The 26,416-nt window shown below is 64.2% G+C and carries 27 protein-coding genes, 4 pseudogenes and 1 other annotated feature; of the genes and pseudogenes, 20 read left to right on the forward strand and 11 right to left on the reverse strand.

Features of this window, described 5'->3' with window-relative positions; all coding sequences use genetic code 11:
- The first annotated feature begins 2 nt into the window (after positions 1 to 2).
- The 5 genes from AB8P05_RS32655 (at position 3) to AB8P05_RS32675 (ending at position 3,334) form a co-directional block, all read left to right on the forward strand.
- Complete coding sequence (locus AB8P05_RS32655; protein WP_149225175.1) at positions 3 to 632, forward strand: SCO family protein; 630 nt, start codon at positions 3 to 5, stop codon at positions 630 to 632.
- 120 nt (positions 633 to 752) lie between these two features.
- Positions 753 to 1,226 (forward strand): YchJ family protein, encoded by a 474-nt coding sequence (locus tag AB8P05_RS32660; RefSeq protein WP_149225176.1) that lies wholly within the window; start codon positions 753 to 755, stop codon positions 1,224 to 1,226.
- 16 nt (positions 1,227 to 1,242) lie between these two features.
- Complete coding sequence (locus AB8P05_RS32665; protein WP_149225177.1) at positions 1,243 to 2,010, forward strand: YkgJ family cysteine cluster protein; 768 nt, start codon at positions 1,243 to 1,245, stop codon at positions 2,008 to 2,010.
- A 97-nt stretch (positions 2,011 to 2,107) separates the two neighbouring features.
- Positions 2,108 to 2,968, forward strand: coding sequence for a hypothetical protein (locus AB8P05_RS32670; RefSeq protein ID WP_149225178.1), 861 nt, complete (start codon positions 2,108 to 2,110; stop codon positions 2,966 to 2,968).
- A gap of 138 nt (positions 2,969 to 3,106) precedes the next feature.
- Entirely contained in the window at positions 3,107 to 3,334 is a 228-nt protein-coding gene (locus AB8P05_RS32675) for a hypothetical protein (protein ID WP_149225179.1), read from the forward strand.
- On the opposite strand, the gene AB8P05_RS32680 is transcribed toward AB8P05_RS32675, so the two are convergent.
- The 4 genes and pseudogenes from AB8P05_RS32680 to AB8P05_RS32695 form a co-directional block, all read right to left on the reverse strand.
- Entirely contained in the window at positions 3,331 to 4,314 is a 984-nt protein-coding gene (locus tag AB8P05_RS32680) for a hypothetical protein (protein ID WP_247883843.1), read from the reverse strand. The two genes, AB8P05_RS32675 and AB8P05_RS32680, sit on opposite strands and share 4 nt — an antisense overlap.
- 357 nt (positions 4,315 to 4,671) lie before the next feature.
- A pseudogene (locus tag AB8P05_RS32685) lies at positions 4,672 to 5,031 on the reverse strand (TniQ family protein); the annotation flags it as partial.
- A 3-nt stretch (positions 5,032 to 5,034) separates the two neighbouring features.
- The gene (locus AB8P05_RS32690; RefSeq protein WP_472762066.1) at positions 5,035 to 5,859 is read right to left on the reverse strand and encodes a TniB family NTP-binding protein; all 825 of its coding nucleotides are present in this window, start codon (positions 5,857 to 5,859) and stop codon (positions 5,035 to 5,037) included.
- A 553-nt stretch (positions 5,860 to 6,412) separates the two neighbouring features.
- Positions 6,413 to 6,589, reverse strand: a pseudogene (locus tag AB8P05_RS32695) (hypothetical protein); the annotation flags it as partial.
- Between the two features lie 1,270 nt (positions 6,590 to 7,859).
- Between AB8P05_RS32695 and AB8P05_RS32700 the strand changes: the two are divergent.
- Both AB8P05_RS32700 and AB8P05_RS32705 read left to right on the forward strand, forming a co-directional pair.
- A complete protein-coding gene (locus AB8P05_RS32700; protein ID WP_472762067.1) occupies positions 7,860 to 8,891 on the forward strand; it encodes a tyrosine-type recombinase/integrase in 1,032 nt (343 codons plus the stop codon).
- Between the two features lie 170 nt (positions 8,892 to 9,061).
- A complete protein-coding gene (locus AB8P05_RS32705; RefSeq protein WP_472762281.1) occupies positions 9,062 to 9,439 on the forward strand; it encodes a site-specific integrase in 378 nt (125 codons plus the stop codon).
- Positions 9,440 to 9,559: 120 nt separating this feature from the next.
- On the opposite strand, the pseudogene AB8P05_RS32710 reads toward AB8P05_RS32705, so the two are convergent.
- Positions 9,560 to 9,637 (reverse strand): annotated as a pseudogene (locus AB8P05_RS32710) (IS6 family transposase); the annotation flags it as partial.
- Between the two features lie 175 nt (positions 9,638 to 9,812).
- Here AB8P05_RS32710 and AB8P05_RS32715 point away from each other — a divergent pair.
- Complete coding sequence (locus AB8P05_RS32715; protein ID WP_472762068.1) at positions 9,813 to 10,139, forward strand: hypothetical protein; 327 nt, start codon at positions 9,813 to 9,815, stop codon at positions 10,137 to 10,139.
- Between the two features lie 97 nt (positions 10,140 to 10,236).
- Here AB8P05_RS32715 and AB8P05_RS32720 read toward each other — a convergent pair whose 3' ends face one another.
- Positions 10,237 to 10,554, reverse strand: a complete 318-nt coding sequence (locus AB8P05_RS32720) for a hypothetical protein (protein WP_472762069.1) — start codon at positions 10,552 to 10,554, stop codon at positions 10,237 to 10,239.
- Positions 10,555 to 11,295: 741 nt separating this feature from the next.
- On the opposite strand from AB8P05_RS32720, the pseudogene AB8P05_RS32725 reads away from it, so the two are divergent.
- Positions 11,296 to 12,264 (forward strand): annotated as a pseudogene (locus AB8P05_RS32725) (IS5 family transposase).
- 244 nt (positions 12,265 to 12,508) lie between these two features.
- On the opposite strand, the gene AB8P05_RS32730 reads toward AB8P05_RS32725, so the two are convergent.
- Positions 12,509 to 12,862, reverse strand: a complete 354-nt coding sequence (locus AB8P05_RS32730) for a helix-turn-helix transcriptional regulator (RefSeq protein ID WP_472762070.1) — start codon at positions 12,860 to 12,862, stop codon at positions 12,509 to 12,511.
- 151 nt (positions 12,863 to 13,013) lie between these two features.
- On the opposite strand from AB8P05_RS32730, the gene AB8P05_RS32735 reads away from it, so the two are divergent.
- The gene (locus AB8P05_RS32735; RefSeq protein ID WP_472762071.1) at positions 13,014 to 13,274 is read left to right on the forward strand and encodes a hypothetical protein; all 261 of its coding nucleotides are present in this window, start codon (positions 13,014 to 13,016) and stop codon (positions 13,272 to 13,274) included.
- A gap of 91 nt (positions 13,275 to 13,365) precedes the next feature.
- Positions 13,366 to 13,584: a hypothetical protein gene (locus tag AB8P05_RS32740; RefSeq protein WP_472762072.1), complete on the forward strand. Its 219-nt coding sequence runs from the start codon at positions 13,366 to 13,368 to the stop codon at positions 13,582 to 13,584.
- A 36-nt stretch (positions 13,585 to 13,620) separates the two neighbouring features.
- On the opposite strand, the gene AB8P05_RS32745 is transcribed toward AB8P05_RS32740, so the two are convergent.
- A protein-coding gene (locus AB8P05_RS32745) for an IS3 family transposase (protein WP_472762073.1) occupies positions 13,621 to 14,852 on the reverse strand; the annotation gives its coding sequence in 2 pieces (ribosomal slippage) (positions 13,621 to 14,558 and positions 14,558 to 14,852; 1,233 coding nt in all).
- Positions 14,452 to 14,568 (reverse strand) — a sequence feature (AL1L pseudoknot). (Overlaps the previous gene by 117 nt.)
- A gap of 659 nt (positions 14,853 to 15,511) precedes the next feature.
- Positions 15,512 to 15,760 (reverse strand): hypothetical protein, encoded by a 249-nt coding sequence (locus AB8P05_RS32750; RefSeq protein WP_472762074.1) that lies wholly within the window; start codon positions 15,758 to 15,760, stop codon positions 15,512 to 15,514.
- A 272-nt stretch (positions 15,761 to 16,032) separates the two neighbouring features.
- Here AB8P05_RS32750 and AB8P05_RS32755 point away from each other — a divergent pair, with 272 nt between their 5' ends.
- Entirely contained in the window at positions 16,033 to 16,416 is a 384-nt protein-coding gene (locus AB8P05_RS32755; protein ID WP_472762075.1) for a helix-turn-helix domain-containing protein, read from the forward strand.
- Between the two features lie 6 nt (positions 16,417 to 16,422).
- Here the strand turns inward: AB8P05_RS32755 and AB8P05_RS32760 are convergent.
- Positions 16,423 to 17,227 (reverse strand): IS5 family transposase gene (locus AB8P05_RS32760; protein WP_472762076.1). Its coding sequence is split into 2 segments (ribosomal slippage): positions 16,423 to 16,897 and positions 16,896 to 17,227, totalling 807 coding nucleotides; the frame shifts between segments, so codons are not numbered across the junction.
- 302 nt (positions 17,228 to 17,529) lie between these two features.
- Here AB8P05_RS32760 and AB8P05_RS32765 point away from each other — a divergent pair.
- Together AB8P05_RS32765 and AB8P05_RS32770 are read left to right on the forward strand one after the other, a co-directional pair.
- On the forward strand, positions 17,530 to 17,805 hold the full coding sequence (locus AB8P05_RS32765; protein ID WP_472762278.1) for a HigA family addiction module antitoxin: 276 nt from the start codon (positions 17,530 to 17,532) through the stop codon (positions 17,803 to 17,805).
- 24 nt (positions 17,806 to 17,829) lie between these two features.
- Entirely contained in the window at positions 17,830 to 18,171 is a 342-nt protein-coding gene (locus tag AB8P05_RS32770) for a helix-turn-helix domain-containing protein (protein ID WP_472762077.1), read from the forward strand.
- A gap of 128 nt (positions 18,172 to 18,299) precedes the next feature.
- Here AB8P05_RS32770 and AB8P05_RS32775 read toward each other — a convergent pair whose 3' ends face one another.
- Positions 18,300 to 18,791 (reverse strand): hypothetical protein, encoded by a 492-nt coding sequence (locus tag AB8P05_RS32775; RefSeq protein ID WP_472762078.1) that lies wholly within the window; start codon positions 18,789 to 18,791, stop codon positions 18,300 to 18,302.
- Positions 18,792 to 18,863: 72 nt separating this feature from the next.
- Here AB8P05_RS32775 and AB8P05_RS32780 point away from each other — a divergent pair, with 72 nt between their 5' ends.
- The 6 genes from AB8P05_RS32780 (at position 18,864) to AB8P05_RS32805 (ending at position 26,394) form a co-directional block, all read left to right on the forward strand.
- Complete coding sequence (locus AB8P05_RS32780; RefSeq protein WP_472762079.1) at positions 18,864 to 19,100, forward strand: hypothetical protein; 237 nt, start codon at positions 18,864 to 18,866, stop codon at positions 19,098 to 19,100.
- A gap of 155 nt (positions 19,101 to 19,255) precedes the next feature.
- Positions 19,256 to 19,792 carry a hypothetical protein gene (locus tag AB8P05_RS32785; protein ID WP_472762080.1) on the forward strand — a complete coding sequence of 179 codons (537 nt, stop codon included), beginning with the start codon at positions 19,256 to 19,258 and terminating at the stop codon, positions 19,790 to 19,792.
- 290 nt (positions 19,793 to 20,082) lie between these two features.
- Positions 20,083 to 20,556 (forward strand): hypothetical protein, encoded by a 474-nt coding sequence (locus AB8P05_RS32790; protein ID WP_472762081.1) that lies wholly within the window; start codon positions 20,083 to 20,085, stop codon positions 20,554 to 20,556.
- A 191-nt stretch (positions 20,557 to 20,747) separates the two neighbouring features.
- On the forward strand, positions 20,748 to 22,274 hold the full coding sequence (locus AB8P05_RS32795; RefSeq protein ID WP_472762082.1) for a Wadjet anti-phage system protein JetA family protein: 1,527 nt from the start codon (positions 20,748 to 20,750) through the stop codon (positions 22,272 to 22,274).
- Entirely contained in the window at positions 22,271 to 22,951 is a 681-nt protein-coding gene (locus AB8P05_RS32800) for a DUF4194 domain-containing protein (RefSeq protein ID WP_472762083.1), read from the forward strand. The genes AB8P05_RS32795 and AB8P05_RS32800 overlap by 4 nt, the downstream gene beginning before the upstream one ends.
- Positions 22,948 to 26,394 carry an SbcC/MukB-like Walker B domain-containing protein gene (locus AB8P05_RS32805; RefSeq protein ID WP_472762084.1) on the forward strand — a complete coding sequence of 1,149 codons (3,447 nt, stop codon included), beginning with the start codon at positions 22,948 to 22,950 and terminating at the stop codon, positions 26,392 to 26,394. Before AB8P05_RS32800 ends, AB8P05_RS32805 begins: the two co-directional genes overlap by 4 nt.
- Positions 26,395 to 26,416 lie beyond the last annotated feature (22 nt).

The following is a 26,416-nucleotide window of genomic DNA, read 5'->3' on the forward strand; positions in this document are numbered from 1 at the left end:
GGATGACGCTGCGCCACCTTCGTCTCATTCTGTGGTCGGCGGTGGGCGTGGCGCTCGTCGCGGGCTCTGTGCTGCTCTGGCGGGCTTCGCCCGGCGGTCCGGTCCCTGCCACACGGCCGGACCCCGGCCGCCCGCTGGCTGAGGGCAGCCGATGGCAGCTGCTGGACGAGCGGAATCAACCCTTCACGCCCGCCGATCTGCCGGGACGGCCAACGGTGATGGTGTTCGGTTTCACCCAATGTCCCGATGTCTGCCCGACCTCCCTGTCCTACGTGGCGAACCTGCTCCGGTCGCTTGGGCCGCGGGGAGAGGCGATCCGGCCTCTGTTCCTGACCGTCGATCCGGAACGGGACACCCCCGCCGTCATGGCCGACTACACCGACCTGTTCGACCCCCGCATCCATGGCGTCACCGGCGCGCCCGATCAGATGGCGGCGGCCCTGAAGAGCCTCGGCATCTTTTCCCGGAAGGTGCCGCAGGACGGCGGCGGCTACACCATGGACCACAGCGCGACGATCCTGCTGCTCGACTCGTCTGGGCGCCTGCGCTCGACGCTGGACATCCATGAAGAGGCAGAGGCGGCGGTCCGGAAGGTCGAGCGCCTTCTGGCCGGTCCGGGCGCGCCAGGATAGTGATGCAGCGGCTTTTCCATCGGAAAGGCGCCGCCGGATGGCTGGGATGGACGTGCGCGTTGCCATCCCGGACGTCGTCCCGTACCAGATCGAAACGACTTCAAATCCGAAGGATTTCCCATGACCTCCTGCCCCTGCGGCTCGAACCGTTCATTCGAAGAGTGCTGTGGACCCATTCTGGCCGGGGAACCGGCAGCGACCGCCGAGGCGCTGATGCGCTCCCGTTATACCGCCTTCGTCCGCCACGACCTCGACCATGTCGAACGCACCCACGCTCCGGAAATCCGGGAGGACTTCAACCGCGGCGAGGCCGAGCGGGTCGCCGATGAGTCGGAATGGCAGCGGCTCGACATCCTGCGTGCCAGCGAGGAAGGCGACAATGGGATGGTCGAGTTCCTGATCCATTTCCGCCGGGACGGCAACGACATGCGCCACCACGAACGCGCCAGCTTCCGCCGGGAGGACGGACACTGGTTCTATGTCAGCGGCGAGGTCAACCCGAAGGGCGAGCCGCGCCGCGTGGTTAAGGTCGGGCGCAACGAGCCCTGCCCCTGCGGGTCGGGCAAGAAATACAAAGCCTGCTGCGGCAAGTGAGCGGACGGACGCCGCCATGGAACCGCGCTTCTCCTGCACCGCCTGCGGCAAGTGCTGTCACGGCTGGCTGCCGCTGACGCTGACGGACGCCGTCGCCCATGCCGGCCGCTTCCCGCTGGCCATGGTGTGGACGCCGGTGCGCTCCAATGCCCGTTCCTACGAGCTGGCGACCCGGCTGGGTGCCACGGTACGCCTACCCAACCGGAAGACGGTGGCGGTGCTGATCGTGCCGACCGCGTATCTGCCGACCGCCTATCCCTGTCCGGAGCTGAGAGATGACGGGCTGTGCGGCATCCATGAGACCAAGCCGTCGCGCTGCCGCACCATGCCCTTCTACCCCTACCGCGAGGAGAAGGATCAGGCCGACCTGCTGATCCCGCGCAAGGGCTGGCAATGCGACACCTCGGTGGCGGCGCCGGTCGTCTACAGCGATCATGCGATCCTCGACCGTGCCGATTTCGACCGCGAGCGGGACAACCTGATCGACCAGACGCCGGCGATCCAGCGCTATGCCGATTACATGCTGAAATACATGCCGTGGATCGTCGACGAGTTGGCGAAGCTGGCGGCCAAGCCGACCGGCGGCAATCTGGTCACCAGCCTGTCCTCTTTCCTCACTGCCACCCGCCGGCCGGACGCCGCGGAGATTGCCGCCGCCCAGGCCCCGCTGTTCCAGGCGATGGCGGAGCGGACGAAGGGCGATCCAGCGTTGCGCGACTATCATCGCAACTACAGCGGATGGGCCAAGGAGATGGAGAGTTTGGCGCGGCGCAAGCTTGGCTGAACGCTCAACAGGGCGACCAACGCCCATGCCATATTCTTCCCTCACATTGGAAGGTGAGCGTTGAGTTCGCTCGATAAAACATCCAGGAGGGGAAGTCATGGCAGATGATGACCGTGACCACTCCGACGGCGTCGGCCTCGACCCAGCGACGATCGTGATCGATTGGCCAGCGAGCCGGATGGAATGGATCGATCGGATTGAGGCGCAGCTCGTTCCGCGCCTCGTGGATGACCAGCGCTTTGTGAACGCCGACGCGCTTATTGGGAAGGTCCGGCGCCTAGCGGCGCTGTTGGGAACGGCGCCCGAAAACCGGGACTACATCCGCGCGCTCATCGAGGACGTGAACGAGATGGCCACCGCGGCGTCGCTCCTGGATCGGATGGAGGCTCGCGCCACCCTGCACTATGAGCCGCCGTTGGCGGGGACCAAGAAACGGATCGATTTCCTTGTCCGGTCCAATGACGGGAGACGGGCGTGGTTCGAGGTGAAGAGCATCCGGCCAAGCTGGGACGACGGCGATGCCTCCTGGCAACGCTTCGAGCGGCTGGCGGCCGACTTTCCGGGGAACGCCAGGCTGATCGTCCAACGGGAACTCGCGGGTGCGGTCATTGCCGGGCAAGCCGTCAAGGCCCGTTGGGGGTTTCTTAGCAGGACCGCCGATGTCGAACAGAGGGCTGCGCTGCTGCAGCCGGAGGACGATGGGCCGGTGCGGCTGGTCCTCTGCTCGAACGGCTTCGATTGGACGGAAAGCGATCTTGAGGACTTCGCGGATTTCTACAGAACCGGCGCATTCCGTCCCGACGACTGGTCACGGAACGCCATCCCTCTGTATCTGGAGGAGAACAGGATCGTCTTCAGACGAATCCTGGCGGGCCTCTGCTACCTGCAGCGATCCTACGACGCCGTGTTCGCGAGCCGCTTCACCTTCGATGTAAGCGGGCCCGACTTCAACTGGTGAGAGGAGCAGCCCGGTTATCATCGGCACTTCGATCGCGCCGCAAGTGGCAGAACGGCGACGCTACGGCAAGCCCTCTCACCGCAGACATCGTCGCATTTCCAAGCGGACAGCGTCCCCGACGGCGACCGGCCGGCGCAGGTGGATCTGATCGTCGGAGCCATCAAGCGCGGCGGCCTGCTCGGCGTCATCGTTGACATCCTGCCTACCCAGATCGGCGAGGCGGCTCATGTCTGGCTGCCGGCGGCGACAGCACCGGAGTGTTTTTGGGGATACCGCGCTTCCCGGGTGCTGGGCGTGGACCGAGTGCCGGCAGTTGGCTTTTCTCCAGATCATCAAGGTACTGGCAGGTTGACCTATGGGTCCTAAGTGCCGAGATCGTCACCCGGCGCCTGCGAGTTGGGTGCTGGGGCAGGGTACCGCTCCTTTTTTAGCCTTTTCAGCTGGGAAGCCGCCTCCTTCATCATCCGGAACCATGCTTGCCGTCGGGACTTGGAATCTGCCCACTCGGCCCGGGATGGGCCTTTCATGGCAATGGCGGCATGGGCGGCCGCCAGGAACAGGTCAGGTGACAGCGTGATAGGGACCGGTTCCGGTATTGGGGCCGCGGGCTTGATGTCCGGAAGCGTAACTGGCGGCGGAACCGCAGCGGGAACCGGCGGTGATCGCTGCGGCGTGTCGTGTTCCGGTCGCTTATGTGCTGGAGGTTTTGCCGTAACGGCGCTTGTCAGCTCCGCGTCGGTGTTGGTTCTGCTTTTGTACGTTTTGGGCGGATAATCCAGCACCAGCAGGTCGTCCACCGTAAACATGTCGTAATCGCTGAGCCCTTTGGCATCGCGAAGGAAGAAATAGCGATCAGGCAGTGATGCTTCCGTAATAGGAATGAGAGCCCCTCGGTCCCGGTGCCGCTCTTCCGCCCGTCGACGCTCATCTTCTGCGCCTTGCATGGAAGCGTAGGCTGCTGCGAATCTTTGAGCGAGGGGTGGTGCCCAGCTTTTCGACCGTTCAAGAACCGCGATATGCGCCTCGGGGTCTGCGGCACACAACAGTTGGGCGATGGGGTCGCCCAGGCAATAGACGCGCCAATCCTCCCAGTGAGGAGACCATTGCCGAAACGAAATCAGCCGTTCGGCTCCGCTGAGCATCGCATAGACCGTCACCAGAAGATCGAAGCGCACCGGGCCTGGAAGCGTGCTGAAGTCGGCGATGAGAGAGCCGGGATTCAGCCAAGCGGGAATCGCCATCCGCGCCCAAGGCAGACGGATATTGTCGGCCAACATCGTCCGATGCGCCGGCCCGCTGTTGAACCGGGGGGACATTTCGAGCACGTCCAAGAGGCCGACCAGCATTGCTCGGACCGCAGCAGGGCACCCGGTCCTCGACCAGGCATCCTCCGTTGGCATCCAAGCCAACGACCGTATGGCAGCGTTCATGAACGCCCGGAACGGTGGTTCGCTTGTCGCTTGTGGGTCTGGACCCTGCCGCCGATTAGCTGCGGGCCAGCGGCCCGGGTCGTCAAGCCGATCTGATGATTCCGCCGACCGGGTTCCCAGCCGGGTGCGGCAGAGGGTGCAGTGGAGGCGGGCCGTCGCCGGAGGTCCCGAAAACACGAGCACAGGATGCCGGCACACGGGACACCCCGGCACGAGCGCGATGTCATGCACTGGGCAATGGAAGGCCAGGGCACAGGTCCAGTCGACCCGCAGATGGTGAGGACGGCCAGCCGCTTCGTCGCCGGCCAGGCACGCGGGACAATGGAGGAACGGCGATCCAACGGTACAGGCGGTGCGGAAGGTTCTGCCCCACAAGGGACGCAGGCGCGGCACTGTCAACCCGACCAGGGTTTGCGCAGGCAGGCCGAGTGATCGTGACAGGACCGCCAGCGAGTCAGGATTGGGATGGTGGGACAGGGCATCGGAGAGACTCCGCCCTCCCGCTTGCTTGGCGATATGATCGAGCAATTCCAGAGACGTCATGCTGTAGACGCCGGCCACCCGTCCGAACCATGCGGTGAGGTATTCCTCGGGCAGCGGGCGCGGCACCACCGGCAGGGGAGACACCGCCATGGTCTAGGCCATGGCTTTGGGACGGCGGTTCCGCACCATGGACACGAGAGGCAAGAGCAGCTTGTCGTCGGACAGGCTGTCTTCGTCAATCCGCTCCTGGCCGGTGCGGATCGCGGCGATGGCGACCGTCTCCAGCAGCCGGAAGATGCGGCTCGTCACACCCGACGTGGCATCGATGAGAAGACGGCGGAACCGTGGAGTGCCCATCTCCGATGGCCGGCGGAGCGGCAGCACCGCCGAGACGCGCAGCAGCAGATCGCGCAGATCCTCATTGCTTCCCCAATGCGGCAATCCCAGCACCTCGAACCGCTCGGCCAGGGCCGGGTCCAGACGAATGGCGATGTCCGCGCCGGGGGTGCCGAGCGCCACGAGCGGGATCTTCAGACTGTTGTGCAGCGTGCGGAGCGCGGTGAGGCAAAGGGTCTGCTGCTTGGGGCCGACGTCGCCGATCTTGTTGACCTCGTCGATGAACAGCAGGCGGCAGCCGACGCTCTCCACCAGGCGGGCGACGGTGCGGTTGTCCGACTTGCCCGCCGGCGCCCCGAGCGCTCCGAGCAACTCCTCCCGGATCGCCTGCGGGGTCGGCTCGTCCGGCATCTCGATGTGCAGAGCCGGTCGGATCGTCGCTCCGGTTCCTTCATTGAATGAGACTGGATAATCGCGAATGAACTTCTCGGCCATCAGGCTCTTGCCCATGCCGGGATCGCCGCTGACCAGCAGGCACGGCATGCGGGAGCGTTTGGGAAAGTCGATGAGGAAGCGGAACCGCTCCTCCACCAACTGGGCGACCCGGTAGGGCACCCAGCGATCCGACAGGATGTAGCGCATGCGTTCCTCGTCGGAGCGGCCGGCGATTTCTTGCTGGGCCGGACCCAGGTGGCTCAAATCCGTAGGGGTCACCATTCTTCAACCTCGTCGGCGAGATCGGCAGGACTTGGTCGGGGTGGAGCAGACCGTGGTGCAAAGCCGTCCTGCCCGCCCCCTGGAGGGGAAGGGCGACTTCTGCGCTTGGCTCGGGTGGCGGCAGGAGAAGCATCGGCGGGGTGGGGGGCGGGAGGGCGGCCGGTGAGGGCACGTCGATCAGGTCGAGGGATCGGAAGGCTTCGAGCGTGGATTGCAGCCCCCGGCGCGCCTGCTTGGTCCGCCGGTCCCCCTCGGCGACCAACGCCCGACACTCCAGGATGGTCTCGTAGACCAACTTCTGGTCGACCTCGCGGTAGCCCTGGGCCCGGAGCGCCTGTCGGGCCTGCTGGTGTTCCCAGAACGATATCCGTCCGGGAACCGGATCCCGCAGGCCTATTGGCCAGTAGTGGTCCGCCGCGTCGTCGAACACCCAGACCTGGCTCATGTCCCGCTTGTCATAGCGGACGATCGGCTTCTCGCGGCGGACCTGCCAATGCTTCAGGATGGGATCGTGGTAGACGAGGTTGAACAGCTGGATGGTCTGCCCATCGACGGTCGGGGTGCGGAACGGCAGGAAGTCCAGCAGCAACGGATCGTCGCTTGCTGGGGGTCCCGCCGCCGATGGGCCGGGAGGGCGGCGATGGCCTCGTTCCATACGGCCACAGGAGGGCGCAGGAGCTGGCGATGATCGCTGGCGTGGTAGATTCCGACGATCTGCAGCGCCAACCACCGCTCGAACTCCGACTGGGTGATGCGCGCCCGGCCTTCAGCGTCATACTCGCCGCGCTGCCGGGGGTCGGAGAAGGTGGTGCCGGGCAGCAGATGCACCTCGCCCATCAGGCGGCCAATCAGTCGCTCAATGTGGCCGCCGACGTGCGGAACCTTGACGGGGCGGGGCACCGTTTCGATCCCATGCCGCCGGCATCCCCAGAGAAAGCCGCGAGCCTTGAACTCCCGCGCGTTGTCGAGATGCAGGGCGCGCGGCACCCCGGAAACCGGCCAGGGTGTCGTGATGCCGCGGGCCGCGAGCCAAGCCGCCTTTGCCCGAATGCCCTGTTCGAGGGCGTAGGCGACGCTGCATTCGCACGGGGGGCGCAGCGAGGCGTGGAAGCCGAAGACCATCCGGGTTCGGAGGTCGATGGCCAAGGTCAGCCACGGCCGGCCGATAGGTTGACGATGGATGTCGTCGAGGACGATGACATCGGCCAGCGTGTGATCGATCTGGATCACGTCGAGGGGATGCTCGACCTCGTACCGGCAGGTGTGCGGCCCGAACTCGTCACGGGCCGCTTTGGACCCCTCACGCCGTTTGAGAACAAGATCGGCCGGCAAGCTCTTCACACGCCGCTGAACCGTCGTTGCCATGACCTCTTTCAGACCGGCCCGTCGCAGACGACCGTTGATCTCCCGTACCAGCTTGGAGACCGGCGGCTTCTCGCGCGTCAGATAGGTGTCGTCGATAGCCGCTGAGATGATGTCCGTTGTCGGGGTGTTCAGCCGGGACCGGCCCTTGGTCCAGCCTCGGCGCAATTCCAGGACGGATTCTGGCTTTGGATTGTCCATGTACCGACCCAGCAGCTTGTACAGGGTCACCGCACTGATGCCGAGTGCCGCAGCTTCCCGTTCGACATCCTGGCGGGTTCGCTGTGTCAGTCCCGCCAACCGGGTCACAGCATCAAGCCGCGCACGCTGCTGAGCCGCTTCCGTATCTGACTGGTCCAGAAACCGCAGTCGCCCTCCGGAGCGGTCGGTCGACATTGGCGTGCGCTCCGGTTAACCTTATTGAGGTCAGGCTCGTGCTTCAGTTTGCGTTATTGGTATCCGGTTAACAATATTGCTGCCGGGCTAAGCATTTGGATATCAACATTTCGCGAGTTAAGCTTATTGAGAAGACCCACATTTGCCCTCTCGGATGCCCGCCCGACATGGCCCAGGACACTGTTCCCGCCCCCGCCTTTTCCCAGGATCAGGCGCTCGACCACCTGTCCAAGCTGGCCGACAAGGCCCGCGCTTATGCCCGCAACGCCAAGGCCGAGAACACGCAGCGCGCCTACGCTGCCGACTGGCGCCACTACAGCGCCTGGTGTCTGCGCCGCGGCGTTTCCCCGCTGCCGCCCGACCCGCAGGCGATCGGCCTCTACCTCGCCGACCTCGCCTCCGAGGCCTCAGCAGCGGGCCGGCGCTCGCGCTCTGCGGCGACGGTCGAGCGCCGGCTGTCCGGCCTGGCCTGGACTTTCCGTCAACGAGGCTGTCCGCTTGACCGCGGCGACCGGCACATCAAGGAGGTGCTGGCCGGCATTCGCCGCAGCCACGGCCGACCGCCCGTCCCAAAAGAGGCACTGCTCGCCGCCGATCTGCTGCGCATGCTCGGCTGTCTGGCCGGCGACCTGCGTGGCGTGCGCGACCGCGCCATCCTGCTGCTCGGCTTCGCCGGCGGGCTGCGGCGCAGCGAGATCGTTGGCCTTGACCATGGCGCCGAGGAGACCGCCGACGGCCGCGGCTGGGTCGAGGTGCTGGAGGGTGGGCTGGTGCTGCATGTGCGCGGCAAGACCGGCTGGCGCGAGGTCGAGGTCGGACCGGGCACCGCCCCGCTGAGTTGCCCGGTGGCGGCGCTGAAGAACTGGATGGAGTTGGGCCGCATCGCCCATGGGCCGCTGTTCCGCCGCATCGCCCGCGACGGGAACCAGACCTTGACCGACCGGCTGTCCGACAAGCATGTCGCCCGTCTGGTGCAAGCGACGGCTCTTGCCGCCGGCATTCGCGGTGACCTGCCGGAGGGCGAGCGTCGCCGCTGCTTCGCCGGTCACTCGCTGCGCGCCGGGCTGGCCACCGCCGCCGAGGCGGAGGAGCGTTTCGTCCAACGGCATCTTGGTCATGCGTCGGCCGAAATGACCCGGCGCTATCAGCGCCGCCGCGACCGCTTCCGCATCAATCTCACCCAGGCGGCTGGTTTGTGAGGTTGTCCTGAAGCTCGGTCACCCGCGCCCGTGGTGAGGGCACCCTGCGTGCCTACCGCTCCGCCTGGGCCCAGTACACGGCCTGGTGCGAGCGCCTCGGCTTCGCCCCGCTGACCGGCGACGCTGAGATCATCGGCCTCTACCTGGTCAGGGCCGCCGAGACCCGCACCGTGCCGACCCTGCGCGTCCACCTCGCCGCCATCGCCACCGCGCACCGCCTTGCCGGCGTGCCGGTCGACCTCAAGCACCTGCGCTTCGCTCTGGTGCTCGACAGCCTTGCCCGCGGCCAGGCCGACCGCACGGTGCGCCAAGCCACTCCCATCCTGCTCGACACCCTGCCGCGTCTGCTCGCCGTGCAGCCGGACGGGCCACTGGGGAGCCGCAACCGCGCCATGCTGCTGATCGGCTACGGCGCAGCCCTTCGGCGCAGCGAGTTGGTGGCGCTGCGCGTCAGCGACGTCGCCCGCCTTCCCGACCGCGGCGTCGAGGTGACGGTGCGCCGCTCCAAGACTAACCAGCGCGGCCGTGGCGATGCCGTTGCGATCTGAGCCTCTACCGATCCGGCCGTGTGCACGCTGCGTGCCCTCGACGCCTGGCTGGCGGTGCGCGGTGCGGTTGTTTGTTCGCCGCCCTTGTTCATGGTGGGCGATCAGACCGAGTTCGCGAAAGGCGGCTCCGTAGGACCAAAGCTTGTCGGTAGTAAGCTGGGTGGGTGGGAAACCGTGCTTCTTCAGCAGTTTACGCATCAGCTTGCGGGCTGCAGCCTTATCGCGCCGGCGCTGGACGAGCACCTCCAGGCGCGCAGCCAACCGATCCCGTGACAACGCCGTGTTGCCCCCTCTTCACTGACGATGTCAGTCATACCGGCCTTCTTGTCCCCGGAGCCTCCGGAAATCACGCGCGTAGCGCCTGGGAGAAGCTGTGCGCCGCACCTTCCAGCCGCTCGGTCTCACTCCCAAACGATTGTGCGGAGGAAAACATGCCTTCCGCAACCATTCCGGCCTGCTCGGCGGCCTGGGCAACCTCGGAAATCGCGGCGCTGACCGCGCCGGCCGCACCGCACCGGCGGTCTCCTGGATGTTGCGGGCGATCTCGCGCGTCGCCTCGTCCTGCTGGGTGACGGCGTCGGCGATCTCCTGCGCCCTGCGGGACGTTGGTGCGAAAATCGGTTGGCAGTTGGCGGGAAATGGCTTGCCGGGTAAGGAAGTCGGCCCTGCTAAAGCCGAGCCCCGGATGCGAGTCGCCTGACCGGGGAAAAATGCAGAAGGCCGCCCAAAGGCGGCCTTCGCTTTTCTGTGGTACTGGCGGCTTACCGCCGCCAGTACCACTTCGTCACGGTCTGAGGTCAGATCGCGGGCGGGACGTGGGCGAACCGCTTGCCCCGCAGCACTTCGCTGACCCGCCCCTGATTGACCCCCACGAGGGCGGCAATCTGGTGCTGGTGCAGGGAGGGGTTGTCCTGGGCCATCTTCTTGATGAGGGCGGCGACCGCCGCCGTCATGCGGATGGAGTTACGGCGACGCGGGCGGCCCCGCAGCACCTCATTGACCCGCCCCTGGTTGACGCCTGCGAGGGCGGCAATCTGGTGCTGGCAGAGGGTCGGGTTGGCCAACGCCAACTTGACGATAAGGGCCTTCGTGGCCCGGCTGAGACGCGTTTTCACGATAGAGGAGTCCTTTTTGCTTAGGAAAAAGGCCCTGTTGCGTGGAACTCGCAGACAGCTTAAGGTCACGATCAGTTACCACCATGACAATGCCGCCTTTGATCTCCGCGCCCTTGGGTGGGCCGGCGCCAAAGGTTGGTTCTTCAACGGAACGCTCTCGGTTGCAGCCGAGGGCGTTTTTCGTTTCCGAACCCCAACATCAACATAGGTAGCACAAAGCACCCGTAGGATTCAAGCTCCTCGGACGCAAAAATCTGCTGACTGTAAAGTATGGTCCGAATGTAGGCTATCTTCCTTGAGAGGTCAAGAGGAATTTGACAAGTGCAGGTTAATGTAAATGGTTAACTTTTGATTGTTTCTATGGTTAAAAAATAATTAACTATACTTGCCAACAACTTGTTAATGCTGATAAATCTTAATTTAAGTAAAATCTAATTTATTAACGAATTGATTGTCTCACCTTCTCAGTAGCGCTGCATTCTCAAGGAATTTTTTAGAAATCCTGTATTGCCCGCGCGAAGAACTTAAGGTTGTAAAAAATTCATCAGAAGCGCTTATAGGTTTTCTGTCGGGCTGAGATGGGATTGCGGCAGCCCATTGCTCGCTACGGCGCCCTCCAGAACGCGACTCCGAGTCGCCCTTATTGTCATGTCCGTTGACGTTGGTGCGAAAATCGGTTGGCAGGTGGCGGGAAATGGCTTGCTGGGTAAGGAAGTCGGCCCTGCTAAAGCCGAGCCCCGGATGCCATACAAAGCCAACGAGAGCCGACGTCACAAGATCCCGAAGGTCCGCTATCGGGTTGAGAACTGGGCGGCTTACGATGCGGCGCTTCGGCGGAGAGGAGACCTGACGATTTGGGTGTCGCCGGAAGCGATCGCCGCCTGGACGCCGGCCGCCACGGGGTGGCGTGGCCGGCCATCGCTCTACTCCGATATCGCCATTTAGGCCGGGTTGATGCTGCGCTTGGCGTTCGGTCGGCCGTGGCGCCAGACCGAGGGATTACTGGACTCGCTCGTGCGCCTGCTCGGCCTGGACCTGCCGGTCCCGGATCACACGACCTTCTCCCGCCGCAGCGCCGATCTGGAGGTCGCGTCGGCGCTGGTCAGGACGGACGGACCGGTCACCGTGGTCATCGACTCCACGGGGCTGAAGGTGTTCGGCCGGGGCGAGTGGCATCTGGAAAAGCACGGTGGCCACGCGCGCCGGAGTTGGCGCAAACTGCATTTGGCGGTCGATCCGGACACCGGTGAGATCCTGGCATCGGCGTTGACGTCCAACGAGGAGGGGGATGCCTCCCTGCTCGGTCCGCTGCTCGACCAGATCGCCCGCCCGATCGGCACGGTGCTGGCGGACGGCGCCTACGATGGCGAGCCAATCTACCAGGCCGTCATGGGCCACACGCCCGACGCCGCAGTGGTCATCCCACCCCGCTCTTCCGCCATGCCGAGCGACACGACCGAAACCGCTCCAACCCAACGCGACCGGCACATCCGGATGATCAAGGAGCGCGGCCGGGCTGGTTGGCAGCGCGCGGTCGATTACGGCCGCCGCTCCCTCGGGGAAGTCGCGATGCTGCGCTACAAGACGCTGATCGGTCGCAGCCTCCACGCCCGGACTCTGCCCCGACAGGAGACCGAGGCCAAGGTCGCCTGCAAGGTGATCAACATCATGACCGGCTTCGGCATGCCGGTGTCCCGTCGCGCCACCTGAACACCGTGGGATAGGGCGAAATCCGCCCAAATGCTGATTTCTGCACCAACGTCCATCGAGGAACCCCGCGCTCCTGAGCGCATCCAGCACACGTTGGCGGAGATGATCCGCTTCCGTACCCTGCTGATCGCCGCTTGTTGTGAAACAGCACGCGGCCAGGGCTCCAGAGTTTCGATTGTTACCAACGCACTCACATGCTGATCGGCGTCGGAGCCGCGCGCCGACCCACGGTCATTGCGGAGTCTCATGCCCGCCGCAGTCGCCCTTCCGATAAAGCTTCCACCTGTCGCACTGCGATTTCCAGGTCAGTGTCGGCGAGCCCGTCGGCAAGGGCGAGTAGCCGGGCGCGCAGTTCTGCACGCCGGGACGACATAGCCGTCGTGCCTACCTCTTCGAACAAGTTGCCGAGTGGTAGGTCGAGCACTCGACCCAGCTGCTCCAACGTATCCAGGCCGGGGAAGGCTTTGCCGCGTTCAAGGTTTGACACAGTCTCAACGGTTCGAGCGATAGCCTCGGCGACCTGCTCCTGGGTCAGATTGAGGGCTAGGCGGCGGGCGCGCAGCCGCGCGCCAAGGAGTTGCTTCAGGTCTCGCACCATAACCCGAACTGTCCTTTCGGGCACGGCACTTGACCATAGGCTCAAGTTTCGGCTTATCTCCAGAATCCGGAAAATAAGGTCGGGTAAACGGTTTCTGCGTGTGTCAATCGCCGGACAGTCCCGCTTGCCCGTACAGGAGGCTTAGATCGGTATGCTTGTGACGGAACAGTTTCAGGCCGCATGGGATCAAACGCTGGCGTGGCTGAAGCACAGCGACCGGCCGGCTTGGGACGGGTATGAGGTTGGACAGTTGTTGCAGCGGATCGGGCACAAATACAATTGGCATCTGATCACTTGGATGGACGGCAACGGTGAACGCGAATGGCGTGAACTCCACTTGGCGTGGGTGGCCAAACTGGCGGCTCTTGGTGCCCCTGAAAGCCTGCTTGCGACCGTCCGTGCAGTGGAGTGAGGCGCTACGACCAAGCCCGTGGCTCCGTTGGCAGGACGGGGTTATTCATGGGTGCGCCAGAGTTCGACCATGGTTTGAAGGGAGAGCATGAATGCTCCGATCGCCCATGCGCCGGGTCATTCACCGTTTGGCAGCGATCAAGCCCACTTTGGCCGAGCGCGATCGCTGGCTCTCGCAAGCCCGGTGGCACGGTCTGTCCTTGGCGGAGTACCTGCGGCTGACCGGGATGCGCACCGCTGCGTCAGTGACCGTCCCCGTCATTCCGGCGAACCGGTTCATCGTCAAACGTCTTGGCCGTCGACCGCATTGAACCGCCCCGAGTTTGTTGGAGGCCATTTGTGTTGAGTCACGCCGCCATGGCGACGTCCTCGGTTTGAGCATAGTAGCGCGCCTCGGCCTCGGCGGGAGGAATGTTGCCGATGGGCTCGAGGAGGCGCCGGTTGTTAAACCAGTCGACCCACTCCAGGGTGGCGAACTCGACAGCCTCCAAGGTGCGCCATGGCCCGCGACGCCGGATCACCTCGGTCTTGTAGAGACCGTTGATCGTCTCGGCCAACGCGTTATCGTAGGAATCGCCAACGCTGCCGACGGAGGGCTCGACCCCAGCTTCGGTGAGACGCTCGGTGTAGCGGATCGCAACGTATTGCGATCCCCTGTCGGAGTGATGAATGAGGCCACTGCTCTTGGCGGGCCGGCGGTCGTGGAGTGCCTGTTCGAGCGCGTCCAGAACCAAGCCGGTATGGGCTGTGCTGGACACCCGCCAGCCCACGATCTGGCGGGCGAAGGTGTCGATGACGAAGGCCACGTAGACGAAGCCCTGCCATGTCGACACGTATGTGAAATCCGCCACCCACAAGGCATTCGGGCGTGGCGCCTGGAACTGGCGGTTCACCCGGTCAGCGGGACAGGGCGCGGCTTTGTCGCTGATCGTGGTGCGCACCGCTTTGCCACGCGTCACCCCCTTCAGGCCCATCAGCTTCATCAACCGGGCAACCGTGCAGCGGGCCACATCGACGCCGTCCCGCCGCAACTGCCGCCAGACTTTCCTCACCCCATAAACCTGGAAGTTCGCGTCCCAGACCCGCCGGATAGCAACACTCAGCTCCGCGTCGCTTCGTGAGCGGGTCGGCGCCTTGGACGGATCGGCCCGCCGAGCGGCATGGGCGTGGTAAGTCGACGGGGCGATCGGCAGCACTCGACAGATCGGCTCGACCCCGTGGACAGCGCGGTGCGCGTCGATGAAGGCGATCATTTCTTGAACGGGCGGTCGAGCTCCGCCTGGGCGAAATACGCCGACGCCTTGCGTAGGATCTCGTTCGCCTGGCGCAACTCCCGAACCTCACGCTCCAGCGCCTTGATCCGCTCCTGCTCGTCCGTTGTCGGACCGGGTCGCTTGCCCTGGTCACGCTCGGCCTGCCGGACCCAGTTCCGCAGCGTCTCGGGATTGCAGCCGATCTTCGCCGCAATCGAGCTGATCGCCGCCCACTGCGAGGCATGCTCGCCTTCGTGCTCGAACACCATCCGGACCGCGCGCTCGCGCACTTCAGGGGCGTATTTGGGTGATGCCTGCTTCGTCATGATGACCCCATCCTCTCAAAAAACGGGACCTCCGACAAATCCGGCGCGGTTCACATCGCTGCCTTCGGCGCGTGCTGAGCTTAGCCCAAGTGCAACGCCGCCCGGTTCTTCTCTGCGGTTCTCCGAGCCCAGGTATTGGCCGACGCATCCGGAGCCACCGGCTCACCCAATTCCAACCGCACCTCCGAGACCATTATGTTGTTTTGCCGATTTCGCCGCTGCCACGTTACCGCCGGACACTGCGACCAGGGGCGTCGGGACGGTCACCATCCGGACCGAGAGCTATTGTGGATCTGCAAAATCCAGTCGCACAAGGGCTCGTCGCGTATAAGCTGGACCGGTACCGGACAAACTTGGATGTTCTTGAAACTGTGCGATTCATTCCGGAGACCGCATTGGGCAGCGGTGTGAGTGAGAGCTAAGTTCCAGATTTGACGTAGCGAATCGTCGAATGTCGGCGGCCTGAAGGCGGCGTCGTTCGTCATGTTGCCTTGCAGGCAACACTGCCATCATCGCGATTGGCAGTGGACGAACCATGTGACTCTAGCTGTGCTGCCCGCTCCCGCACCGGGTTATTATTACCGTCTTCCCATTGGTAACTTGCTTAAGAATCACAGAAAACTGTCTGTTGGCTTCAGCGGAGGATAGTATGTAGCACGTCACTTCTCAGTGTCGGACGGCGACGGGTGGACCACTCGAACTGCTGAATCGATGCCTCGTATTCGCTTGACCGCCTCCAAGGCTGCTGGAAGGTGGCTGATCATTTGTTCGTAGAGTGCAAGCATGTCATTTTGCTCATCCGCTGACATGCTGTCGATGCTATCCATGGCGAGAGACTTCTGGCGCTTGCCCAATGGCAAGAGGTCGATGACTTCCCGAAGGTCGTTTCGGCGATCCGCATCCTGCATGATTTACTCCGCTGTGCCGATTATTCGGAATTTTCCATGTCGCGTTCGATGGCATTGATGGTATGTCGGACTGCTGGATAACGGAAGTGACTTGGTATCTTGGCGAAGCGCCTGATCGTAGAATACTCAGGTTCTATAGCAAGATACGAGTTCAGATGCGTTCCGCGGCGGGCGGAGGCGAAACAGCCATGGTGACCGGCGGGTTATCTACCAAATCGCCGGCAACGCTCTGCTGACACGGTGCTAGATGTCAGCAATTGCAAGGAGGTATAATGATGAACACCCCCCTCATTTCACCAATTGCCGAGATAGCCGACACCGCCACTCTAAGCGCGACCGACTACGAGGTCTTGACCGAGCTGGTCGCCGATGCCTCGGACCTCGTCGATACCAATGCCGTGAAGGCTCATTTGGCCGCCGGCGAGACGGAGGCGTTCCCCTTCGAACTCGCTGAACGCCTTCTCAACGGCGACCACCCTATCACCGTCTTTCGAGAATACCGGGGCATCACAGTGCACCAGCTAGCAGAAACGGCCGGTGTCCTACCGTCGTGCCTGTCGGAGATCGAGAACGTTCACAAGCCCGGTGGCCTCAACACGATGGCAAAGGTCGCCGCTGTGCTGCGTGTTCCACTGGACCTGCTGGTGCGCCACTAAGAGCGCCTAACAGAACCATCTCTGGACGAATCGCCAGCAGATGAGGCTCGCGGCGATATGGTGGAAGGCGGTGAAGATATCGACGCGCCGTTCATAGCGGACGGCGATGCGGCGGAACCGGGCAAACCAAGCGAGTGTCCGCTCGACCACCCATCGGTGTCGGCCAAGGCGCTCACTGCTCTCGATGCCACGCCGGGCGATGCGTGGAACGATCCCCCGCCGGCGCAACGCCTGCCGGCAGTGTGCGAAGTCGTAGCCCTTGTCGGCGTGCAGCTTGGCCGGTCGGCGCCGTGGCCGGCCCGCACATTGGCGAATTGCTGGCACGGCATCGACCAACGCCTCCAGGAATTTGCTGTCATGCCGGTTGGCCGGCGAAATCCTCAGGGCGAGGGGGATGCCATTGGCATCGACGAGGATGTGGCGCTTGGAGCCAGGCTTGCCGCGGTCCGTCGGGTTCGGCCCGGTCTCCTCGCCCCCCTTTTGCTGGAACGCTGGCGCTGTCCACCGCCGCGCGATCCCAGTTGATGGCGTTGGCGTAGCCAAGCCGATCGAGCAGCATGCGATGCAGCCGCTCCCAGACGCCGGCTTGTTGCCATTCGTGCAGCCGGCGCCAACAGGTCATGCCCGAACCGCACCCCATCTCCACCGGCAGTAGTTCCCAGGGAATGCCCGAGCGCAACACGAAAAGGATACCGGTTAGCGCGGCGCGGTTGTCCAGCCGAGGCCGCCCGCCCTTCGGCTTGGGCGGCTCCGGGGGGAGCAACGGTTCAATCAGCGCCCAAAGGGCGTCGGATACGAGAGGGGAAGCCATACATCCCTCAACAGTCCAAACGCCGTTTTGTTAGGTGCTCTAACTGAGCTTTCGGAAAGCGAGCGTTCCTTTGCCACGGAATGAGCTGAGAAAATCGCGCGTTGCGTAGCTAAGCCATTTCACGCGCTCTGCCGCGAAGGGGTCAAACATATACATATACGCGTCTCGGTCAACTGGCGCATCACCTTCACCTTCGATGGGGTCGATGTCACAGTCCTGGGCTTGGAGGATTATCACTGATGGTTGCGCTTGATCGAAACCGCCGTCCCACCGTGCCCGGAGCGATCCTCAAAGCCCATTACATGGAGCCACGCGCTATCAGCGTAACAGCCCTGGCGTATGCGCTGAGTTTGAGCCGGAAGCACGTCAGCAAAATCGTCAACGGTCATAGGAGGGTGGAGCCCACCATGGCGGCGCGTTTGGCGTTGGTGCTTGGTACCACACCACGCTTTTGGATGAACCTCCAAGCTGCCGTTGATGAATGGGACGCCGCGGTGGAAATCGCTGACTGGAGGCCCAGAGCCACTGTCGCGCCACCGATGCCAGCCAACAGCGATACAGCCTCATCGGCGACGTAGGGCCGTCTACTATAGGTGCATTTGATGGACGTAACCCCGATCAAGACTGAAACTGATTTCCGGGCTGTGCTTGCCGAGATCGAGCGTCTTTGGGATGCCGAGCCCAACACAACGGAGGGCGACCGTCTCGACATCCTCATGGCGCTGGTGGACGCCTACGAGCGGCGCCACCACCCCATGCCGCCGGCAGACCCGATCGCGGCGATCGAATTCATGATGGAGCAGCGCGGGATGACGCGCGCCGACCTGGAGCCGATTATCGGATCGAGCGGACGGGTGTCGGAGGTCCTGAACCGGCGCCGGGCGCTTTCGGTTTCGATGATCCGGCGGCTGTCCGAAGCGCTCCAGATTCCCCCGAGATCCTGATCCGGTCCTACGACCTTTGTCGGCGAGTACACCGGCAGCCGCACGGGCACAGTCTTTGAGACGCTCGCCGAATTCTGCCATGAGGGAGTTGGGCAGCAGAGGTAACAGCAGGCCGCCCCTCGCCATGATCAGACGCTCAACGGAGCAACGACGGACAAGGTGATGAGGCCGCCAGCGAGGAGTAGAGTTCCATACGCGCAGCGTCGCCGGGCGGTATCGCGCGACACCCAGCCCTCATGCTGACAGAGTTCAGCGATCAGGCCGACGAGGAGAAAGACGCTCGCGCCGAGCCCGGCCATAGCCAACCGAAAGTCGGCGGGTTCGGGGCCGTAGGCTTGACCATAAAGTCCCCCAATGGCGCCACCGACACTGATGCCAAGTGGAACGCCAATAAATGGAAACACGAGCAGATCGAACTGTCCACGTCCGAGTCTGAGTGCTGTGCGCTGTGCGGCCCAGGCAAGAGTCATGACAAGCACCGCGGAACAGAATGTCACCATCCAAGGATGCTTGAGAAGCACGCACAGACCGAAGGCAGCCACCCCGCCCACCACGGGCAGAGCAGCGCTCAGCAAGTCAAGGGCGCCGGTGGATAGTAGTGGGGAGCGGGTTGTAGTCATACGGCGTCTCCGATGGAGTGCTTGCTCGATTCTACTCCAGACGGCTGGCGCCTGTCGCCGGTGTTCGACGTGGTGCCACAAGCTCGACGCGCCTTGGTCCTGCGCCCTGCCCGACACCAGTCGGCCGAGGCGGACCCGTCGAAGGCGCTTGAGGCGCACGAGGCGTTCGGGCTGTCCCGCGAGGAGGCCGACGAGTGCTACGCACGCATACGTGCGGCCGCTGCAAGCTTCCCCAAGTGGCTCGACCGCCACGAGGTGTCCGCGACGGACCGCGAGGTCGTCATGCGCAGGGTCCCGCACCTGCCGTAAACAGGGTTACCCGTGCACGCACCGGACCGCGGACGGCTGGTACGCAAGCGAGAACGATCTTTCTCGGGATCGGCCGGCGGTGCTGCTGTTTCAGCCGGAGGAACCGCCGACCTGAGGCACCGTTCAGGAGATGGCGTCCACATCAGGATGGGATCATGCCGGCCTCACATCGCAAGGTCACGATCAACAGGGCACCGGTGCTGACGCTGTGGGCTGCGGTGGTCGCAGAACGGCTGGGCCTCGACCGCGACGAGGCGCTCACCATGGGAAAGGCGCTATCAGGCCTCACAGCGCATGCCAAAGGCGTCCGGCTCGGGATCTATGAGCCGACCCCAGAGACGGTGAGCGACAAGCGCAAGGCGCTCCAGCAGGGCGAGGAGATCTCGATCGACCTCATGGGTCGGGCGATCCCGGCCGTGCACACCGAAGACGGGCTGCGCGCGGTGAGTCGGGGAAAGCAGATCAAGCCCGCTGCGGTGGACCGTTACCTGGCCAGCAAGTTCGGGGACGATCTGGATGACGTGCGCCAAGCCATGACAGTGCTGGCGGAGTCACTGCCGGCGGCAGAGCTGGCCCGGTGGGCGTTCCGGCTCTACGAAGGCTTCAGACCTGAGATAAAGGCTGGCACGGCCGGGTGGGGGGCCGAGGGCGAGCTGGACTTGGCGAAGCTCGCTCCGCCTCATCGTTCCTGAAGGACTGGATCACCACTGCAGAGTGCGCGGATTGTCCGGAAAGTGGGAACACGGTGAGACCGTGTCTTCCGACATCCCGGTGGGTCGGCTTGTCATAACGCTACTTCGACGCTCCGGTTGCGCTATATAGAATAAGGGCTTATCCGGGCCGGGGAATTATGACCTGTCGGAGGAAGGCCAGGGCACTCCCACACAAGGGATCTCCTCCCCTTTACTCAACATGTAGGGGCCGGCGCGACGAACGGTGTTTGCGCGGAGTCGCGTCGCCAACAGGGCGCCGGTTGCATATCATGGCCGTCACCGAAACAAACAAGGGAACCGCCATGCCCTACGCCGACGACCTGAAGGCCCTCACCATCGTCCTCGCCGCCAGCATCCTCGCCCTCGCTCTCTTCGGTGCCGACCTCGCCGCGTGGCTCGATGTCAATATCGGCACCCTCGCGCTGGGCACCTTCATCCTCGCCGCCGGCATGACCGTCGTTCTGCGCACTGAAGGCGACCCGACCCTGCCCTGGATCCTCTGCGCGTCCGGTGTCGCTGTGGCTGCCGTCGCCCCGATGATCGCCTCCCACGTCCTGGTGACTGAGGGCGCCATCCGCATCGGCGGCTGGCTCGAATACCTCAAGCTTGGTCCCTTCACGATGGAAGCCATAACCCGTGAAAACGCTTTGAGAAGCCTGCCAGTCCTGCTCCAGACCCCCTGGCTCTATGCTCCGGCGCTCGGCCTGTTCCTCGCCGCGGGGGTGGTCAAGATTTCAAGGTAGAGGATTTGCGGCACAGCCAAAGGTTAATTGACGCCCAGGCTAGTCGATAAAATCTCATTCAATTCCAGCCTAAAAGTGCGGTACGATGTGGACATGCGCCGCCATTGCGTGTATCGCGTCTTCTATCCCGTCCAAATACACAAAAAACTTATAATGAATAACAGCTTAAGATTTTCGGCAGGATCGCAGCGGTGAACCTGTTCGGCCAACTCCATGAAGATGCCTTTCTGCTGTTCAGTCGTGCAAACAGGCACCTCTACGCAGAACTCGTGACTGGCTTGTTCGAGCGCTTCTTCAGCGATACGGTGACCTTTCCCAATCGCTTGGAGGTGGTTGGCTATATTTATGACCTGCTCCGCAACCGTCCGGAACTCTGGACCGATGACGGAGAGGATCTGTCGGGAGTTGTCGACGTGCGGACCACAGGGCGCCGGATCCGCCGCTCCCGTTCGGAGGACGGGCGGCAGGATCTGCTCCTCGACCGCGCCTATCGGGCTTACGGCCGGCTTCTCGACACAGGATGGCTGGAGGAGGAAAGCTACGGCCTCAAGATCACGGTCGACATGCCGCCTGCGGCGATATTGCTGGCCGAGCGGCTGTCGGCGCTCCAGAAGGGGCTGGCCACCTCGTTCCGCGGCGTCGTCGTCACCATCCGCAACGCGCTCGCCTCCGTCAATGTCGATGGCCGCGGCAATGCCGTCGGGTTGAACAAGGCGGCGGAGATGGCAGTCCGCTTTTCGCGGGAGCTGCGGGCAGTGCTGTCCAGCCTGCGGTCGATCGAACGGGACATCCTTGCGTCGGAAAGCTTGAACGAACGCCTCGCCACCTTCGTGCAGGACTTCATCGGCAAGCTCGTGCTCAAGGACTTCGAGTCCATCTATAAAACCAACCATCCCTACCGCTTCAAGCAGGAGATCCTCGGCTACGTCGATGCCGTCGCCGACGAGGGAAACGCCCGCGACCAGATCGTCGATGGCTATGTCGAGGGAGAGGTGTCGCCAACACGGGAACAGGCGGGACTTCAGCTCGATCAGGATCTCTTCACCATCCGCAACGTCTTCGACAATGTCGACCAGACCTATGAACGGATCAACGTCTACCGAGTGCGGCTCGAAGGACGGCTGCGCAACGTTCTGAAATATGCCGAACTCGGCGATCATCGCCATTCCCAGCAGATCACCGGACTGGCGGCGCGGCTCGACCGCCTTCTGACCGACCTCGACGAGGCCGGCATGACGGAATGGCTCGACGACCGGCAGCCGATGGGCTTCGTCCTTCCAGAGGTTGTGCCCTGGGCATCGCATCTGCTGACCCAGCCCCGCACTCCCAAGCCGCCGGTCGAGGCCGCTGCCGTGCGACGCCAGCAGGCCGATCCGGTTCACGCGGCCTTCCGGCGCCTGCTGCGCGATTACAACGATCTGTTCGTGGTGGAGCCGGCCCGCGTGCTGCGCTTCCTGGACCGCCGGGTTTCGCCGGGCCACACCGGCGAGGCCCGATGGCTACCCATCGACGGCGTCGAGGATTTCCTCGCCTTCGAACAGCTCCGCCGCTTCTGCCACGCGCCGCCTCCGGAATTCGCGCAACGCTACGAGATCCTGCCATGCCCCGAGGGCATTCGGCGGGAGGACGGGTGGATCAGCTGCCGGAACTTCCTGATCCGCTCCAAAACCGCCGCCGAAGCCACGGGCCAGGCCGGGCAACCGCAGGAGATGCCATGACCATGCTGAAGGATCTGGCCGCCATCGAGGAGCGCTTCGGCGAGCGGGCGGTGGACGACGTCCGGTCGGTCGCCAACCAGCTCTTGCGCCGCCAGTTCCTGTTCGCAGGCGACCGCGGCGCCACCCACGCCTACGAAGTCGTCACGGGCTCGCGTTTTCGCGGTTACTTCACTGCGCTGTTCGATGCGCTGGGTTATCGGCTGCGGATCAGCGAGACCGAGCAATGGGTCGGCCTGCTACCCGACCCCGAGTTGGACCTGTTCCCGAAGATGCGGACGGAACAGACCATCGCGCTGCTCGTCCTGGCGCTCGCTTGGCAGGACGCGGCGAACCGCGGCGCCGCGGAAGCCCGCGCGGTTGTGAAGACCACGCTTAACGAGGTGCTCGAACGCTATCGCGACATCGCGGGACGGAACCGGAAGGAGGCGCTGACGTCGGCGCGCTTCGAGGATGCCCTGCGCGAATTCGCCCGGCGCGGCCTCGTCTGGGTCGGCGACTGGGATCCGGAGGCCGCCGACCGCGAGATCGAGATCCGCCCGATGCTGCATCTGCTGGTGGACGGAAGCGCTCTCGATCTCCTCGAACGCTTCGCCATCGAAGCGGAAGGGGCGATTGCCCGGGAGCGACGGGCCAAGCCGATGCAGGATGGCGACGAAAAGGAAGGAATGGCAGGGTGAAGCAGCTCGTCCGCATCGGCATGATCAACTGGCATCTGCTGCCCGCCCTCGACATCGACGTGAGCGGCGACATCGGCGTGATCGGCGAGAACCGCAGCGGCAAATCGACCCTGCTCGATCTCATCCAGGTCGTCGTCACCGGCAACAACGGGCGCTATCTCCGCCTCAACGCGAGCGCCACCGACAGCGGGCGCAAACGCGGCCTCCGTTCCGTCCACGCCTATTGCCTCGGCCGACTCAGCCCGGATCAGGTGATACGCCCGCAGGCCCTGACCTACATCTATCTCGTGTTCCGGGACATCGCGCCGCCGCATCATGCGGTCTCGATCGGCCTTGCCTTGGAGGCCAACCAGAACGAAGCCTCCGAACGGCCGCCGGTGCAGTTCATCGCCGACGGCATCGAGCTGAATTGCGCCCATTTCCTGGAGCTGTCCGCCGACGGTGCCGAACAGCCGCGCGAATGGGCCGTGGTCCGCCCGCATCTGGAACGCCTGTGCAGCGAGGCGGGCGGGACTCTGCTCGCCTACCGCAACGAACCAGGCAAATACGTGCAGGACTACATGAAGTCCGTGTCGACCGGCGGCCGGTTCGTGAACACCGACCAGTTCCTGAAGGCTTTCGTCAACGCCATCTCCTTCGAACAGATCCCCTCGGCCACCGACTTCGTGCGCCGCTACCTTCTCGAAGACACCCCGATCCGCATCGGCCAGCTGCGCGAGTCCATCGCCACCTACCATTTCTTCCGCAAGCAGGTGGAGGAGGCGCGGGACAAGCTGGCCCGGCTGCACAGCCTGCGCAGCGCCATCGCGGCCTACAAGGACGACCTCCTCGCCCAGGACCGCGAGCAGTGGATCGCTGCGCGCGCCCAGATGGACCATGCCTTCGCCGAGAACCGCAAGCTGCGCCGTCAGCGTGATCGGAGCCTCGCTGATCTGGTGGAGGCCCAACGGACCACGCAACAGCTGGAAACGCTGACCGAGGAGTTGAAGGCTGAGCTTGAGACGCTACGCGATGCCATCGCAGCGCAGAGCGGCAGCGCCCAGCGGCGCCAGCTCGACGGCGAGAGAAAGATTGCCGAGACCGAGCTAAGAGAAACCGCCGGGACTCTGGAGGCCATCCAGAAGGCGGTCAATCAGGGGGCGAACGCCCTGAAATTCCGCCCGCTTCTGCCAACCGGAATGGCGGATGTCTTCGCGATCCTGGAGCGGATGCGTCTAGCGGGCGGATCGGCCCGGGTGCCGGCCTGGCCGCACGATCCGCAGGCACTGGCCGCCACCCTCGACGATCCGCGCCTGCACCTTCTTCCGCTGATCGACGCCTGCGAAAAGGCAGCCGACGAGGAAACCAAGACCCAGGGCATCAAGGAGCGGGAACTGCAGGAGCTGATCCGACAGATCAAGACCATCGAGGAAACCGGCATCGTCATCGACCGTACCGTCGAAGGGCTGGTGGCCGAGATGGAGAGCTTCGGCTGGCGGCCGCGCATCGTCTGCACCCTGCTGCGGGTCGTCGACAGCCGCTGGCGCGATGCCGTGGAAGCCCTGCTGGGGCGCGACCGCGAGGCGATCATAGTCGCCGACGCCCATGTCGAGGATGCGATCCGCTATCTTCAGCGCAACCGCGGCCGGCTGCGGGGCTGCCGCGTTGTGAACAGCCGCAAGCTGTCGCCGTCCGACGGGCGCCCCGAGCCTGGAACATTGGCGGGCGTGCTCGCCTCGGACGATCCGGTGGCGATGGCGTTCGTCGTCCGCCGCATCGGCGGGGTCCGGCTCGCCCATTCGGTCGAGGATCTGCATCGCCCCGGTCGGGCCGTGATGCAGGACGGCACCTATGATGACGGCCTGACCGTTGAAATGCGCGAGGTCGCCGGCCCCTATAAAATCGGTGCGGGCGCCGGCCGCATCGGACTGCCGGCCCTGGAACGCCGGCGGGAGGTGATCGGGGAGGTGGCGGAGCTGAAGAGCAATGCCAAGGACCTGCGCAATGCCGCCGCCTGCCTTTCCCTGCTGTCGGCCGTGGCCGGCAAGGGCCAGGATCTGATTGCCGCACTGGACCGTTTCACCCGACTCAAGGAAAAGCTCGATACGCTTGCCGAGGACATCCGCGCGCTGGAGCGGAACATCAACCCCGAGTTCAAGGCGCGGATGGCGGACATCCAGCAGCAGATCGGGCTGTACGACAAGGAGGTCAAGGAGGCGATCCGCGCCGCGGAGCGGGCCAAGCATCACGTCGGGGAAATCAGCCTGAAGCTCGGCGGCGGTGAAGGCACTGCGGGGTCGACGCTGAGCGTCATCCTTGCGGGTCGGCAGTTCCGGGCCGTGCGCCACCGGATCGACCGTCCGTCGTCGCGTGCCGCCTATCGCACCGCGACGGCGGCGCAGAAGGGAAACCTCCCCCGCGCCGCGGATGCCGCCCGCCGCAACGCCGAGGCCGCTGCCCAACGAATCCAATCGGGAGGGAGTGCCATCTTCGACGGCTATCTGGCCTTCCACATGGATTTCGGCCTGAAGAGCGAGCTGACCCGGGAGCGGGCGCAGGTCATCCGCGATGTGGAACCCTGGGTCGAACAGGGGATTCAGCGCATCGAGGAGGTCGATCTGGTGCGGCACGAGGCAGATGCCCAGGCCGCGGCGGAACGCTCGCGCAACTTCTTCCAGCACTCCTTCGCTTATGAACTGCGCCGCCGGTTCGATGCCCTCCATTCCGCCCTGGACGACATGAACCGGACGTTGCGAGCGCATGACTTCCATTACGAAGTCTACCGCTTCGTCTCCCACCCGATGGAGCCTTATCAAGCGATCATCGCACTGGTGGAGGCCTCCCGCGCCGACGATTCCATGTTCGCGCTCCTGTTCGACAGCCAGGTCGACAATGCGCACCCGCACGCCACCGCGTTGAAGACGGTGCAGGAGCTATTGCTCGACGAGAAGCGCGACGTCGCGGACTTCGAGGATTACCGCCGTTACTTCAGCTTCAACCTCATCATGAAGGACATCAAGACGAACCGCGAAGTGGATCTGGAAACCCGGCGGGGCACCGGATCCGGCGCCGAACAGCAGGTTCCCTTCTACATCGCCATCGGCACCGCCCTCGCCGCCGCCTATCACGGCAAAGCGGCCGGCGATCCGGCGAAGAAAAAAGGGATCGGCCTTGCCGTGTTCGACGAGGCCTTCTCCAAGCTCGACGGCAAGAACCAGAAGGCCTGCATGGATTATTACGAGAAGCTGGGATTGCAGGTGGTGGTGGCGGCGCCGTTCGAGAAACGGGCGACGCTCTACGAAACCATGGAGTGCTTCGTCGAAACCATCCGCAACGGCGACCTGATCGACGTGGAGGCGTATGGGGTGGGGGAACGCACCCGGCAGGCCTTTGCCGGGGCGAACCCAGCCAACCTGGGGCTGGACCGGTTCCGGCAGATGATGGCCGCCCGGGAAGAGGCGTGAGCCATGGCGAAGCGCTTCCGCG

The organism is Azospirillum sp. VT-I1, assembly GCF_055698305.1.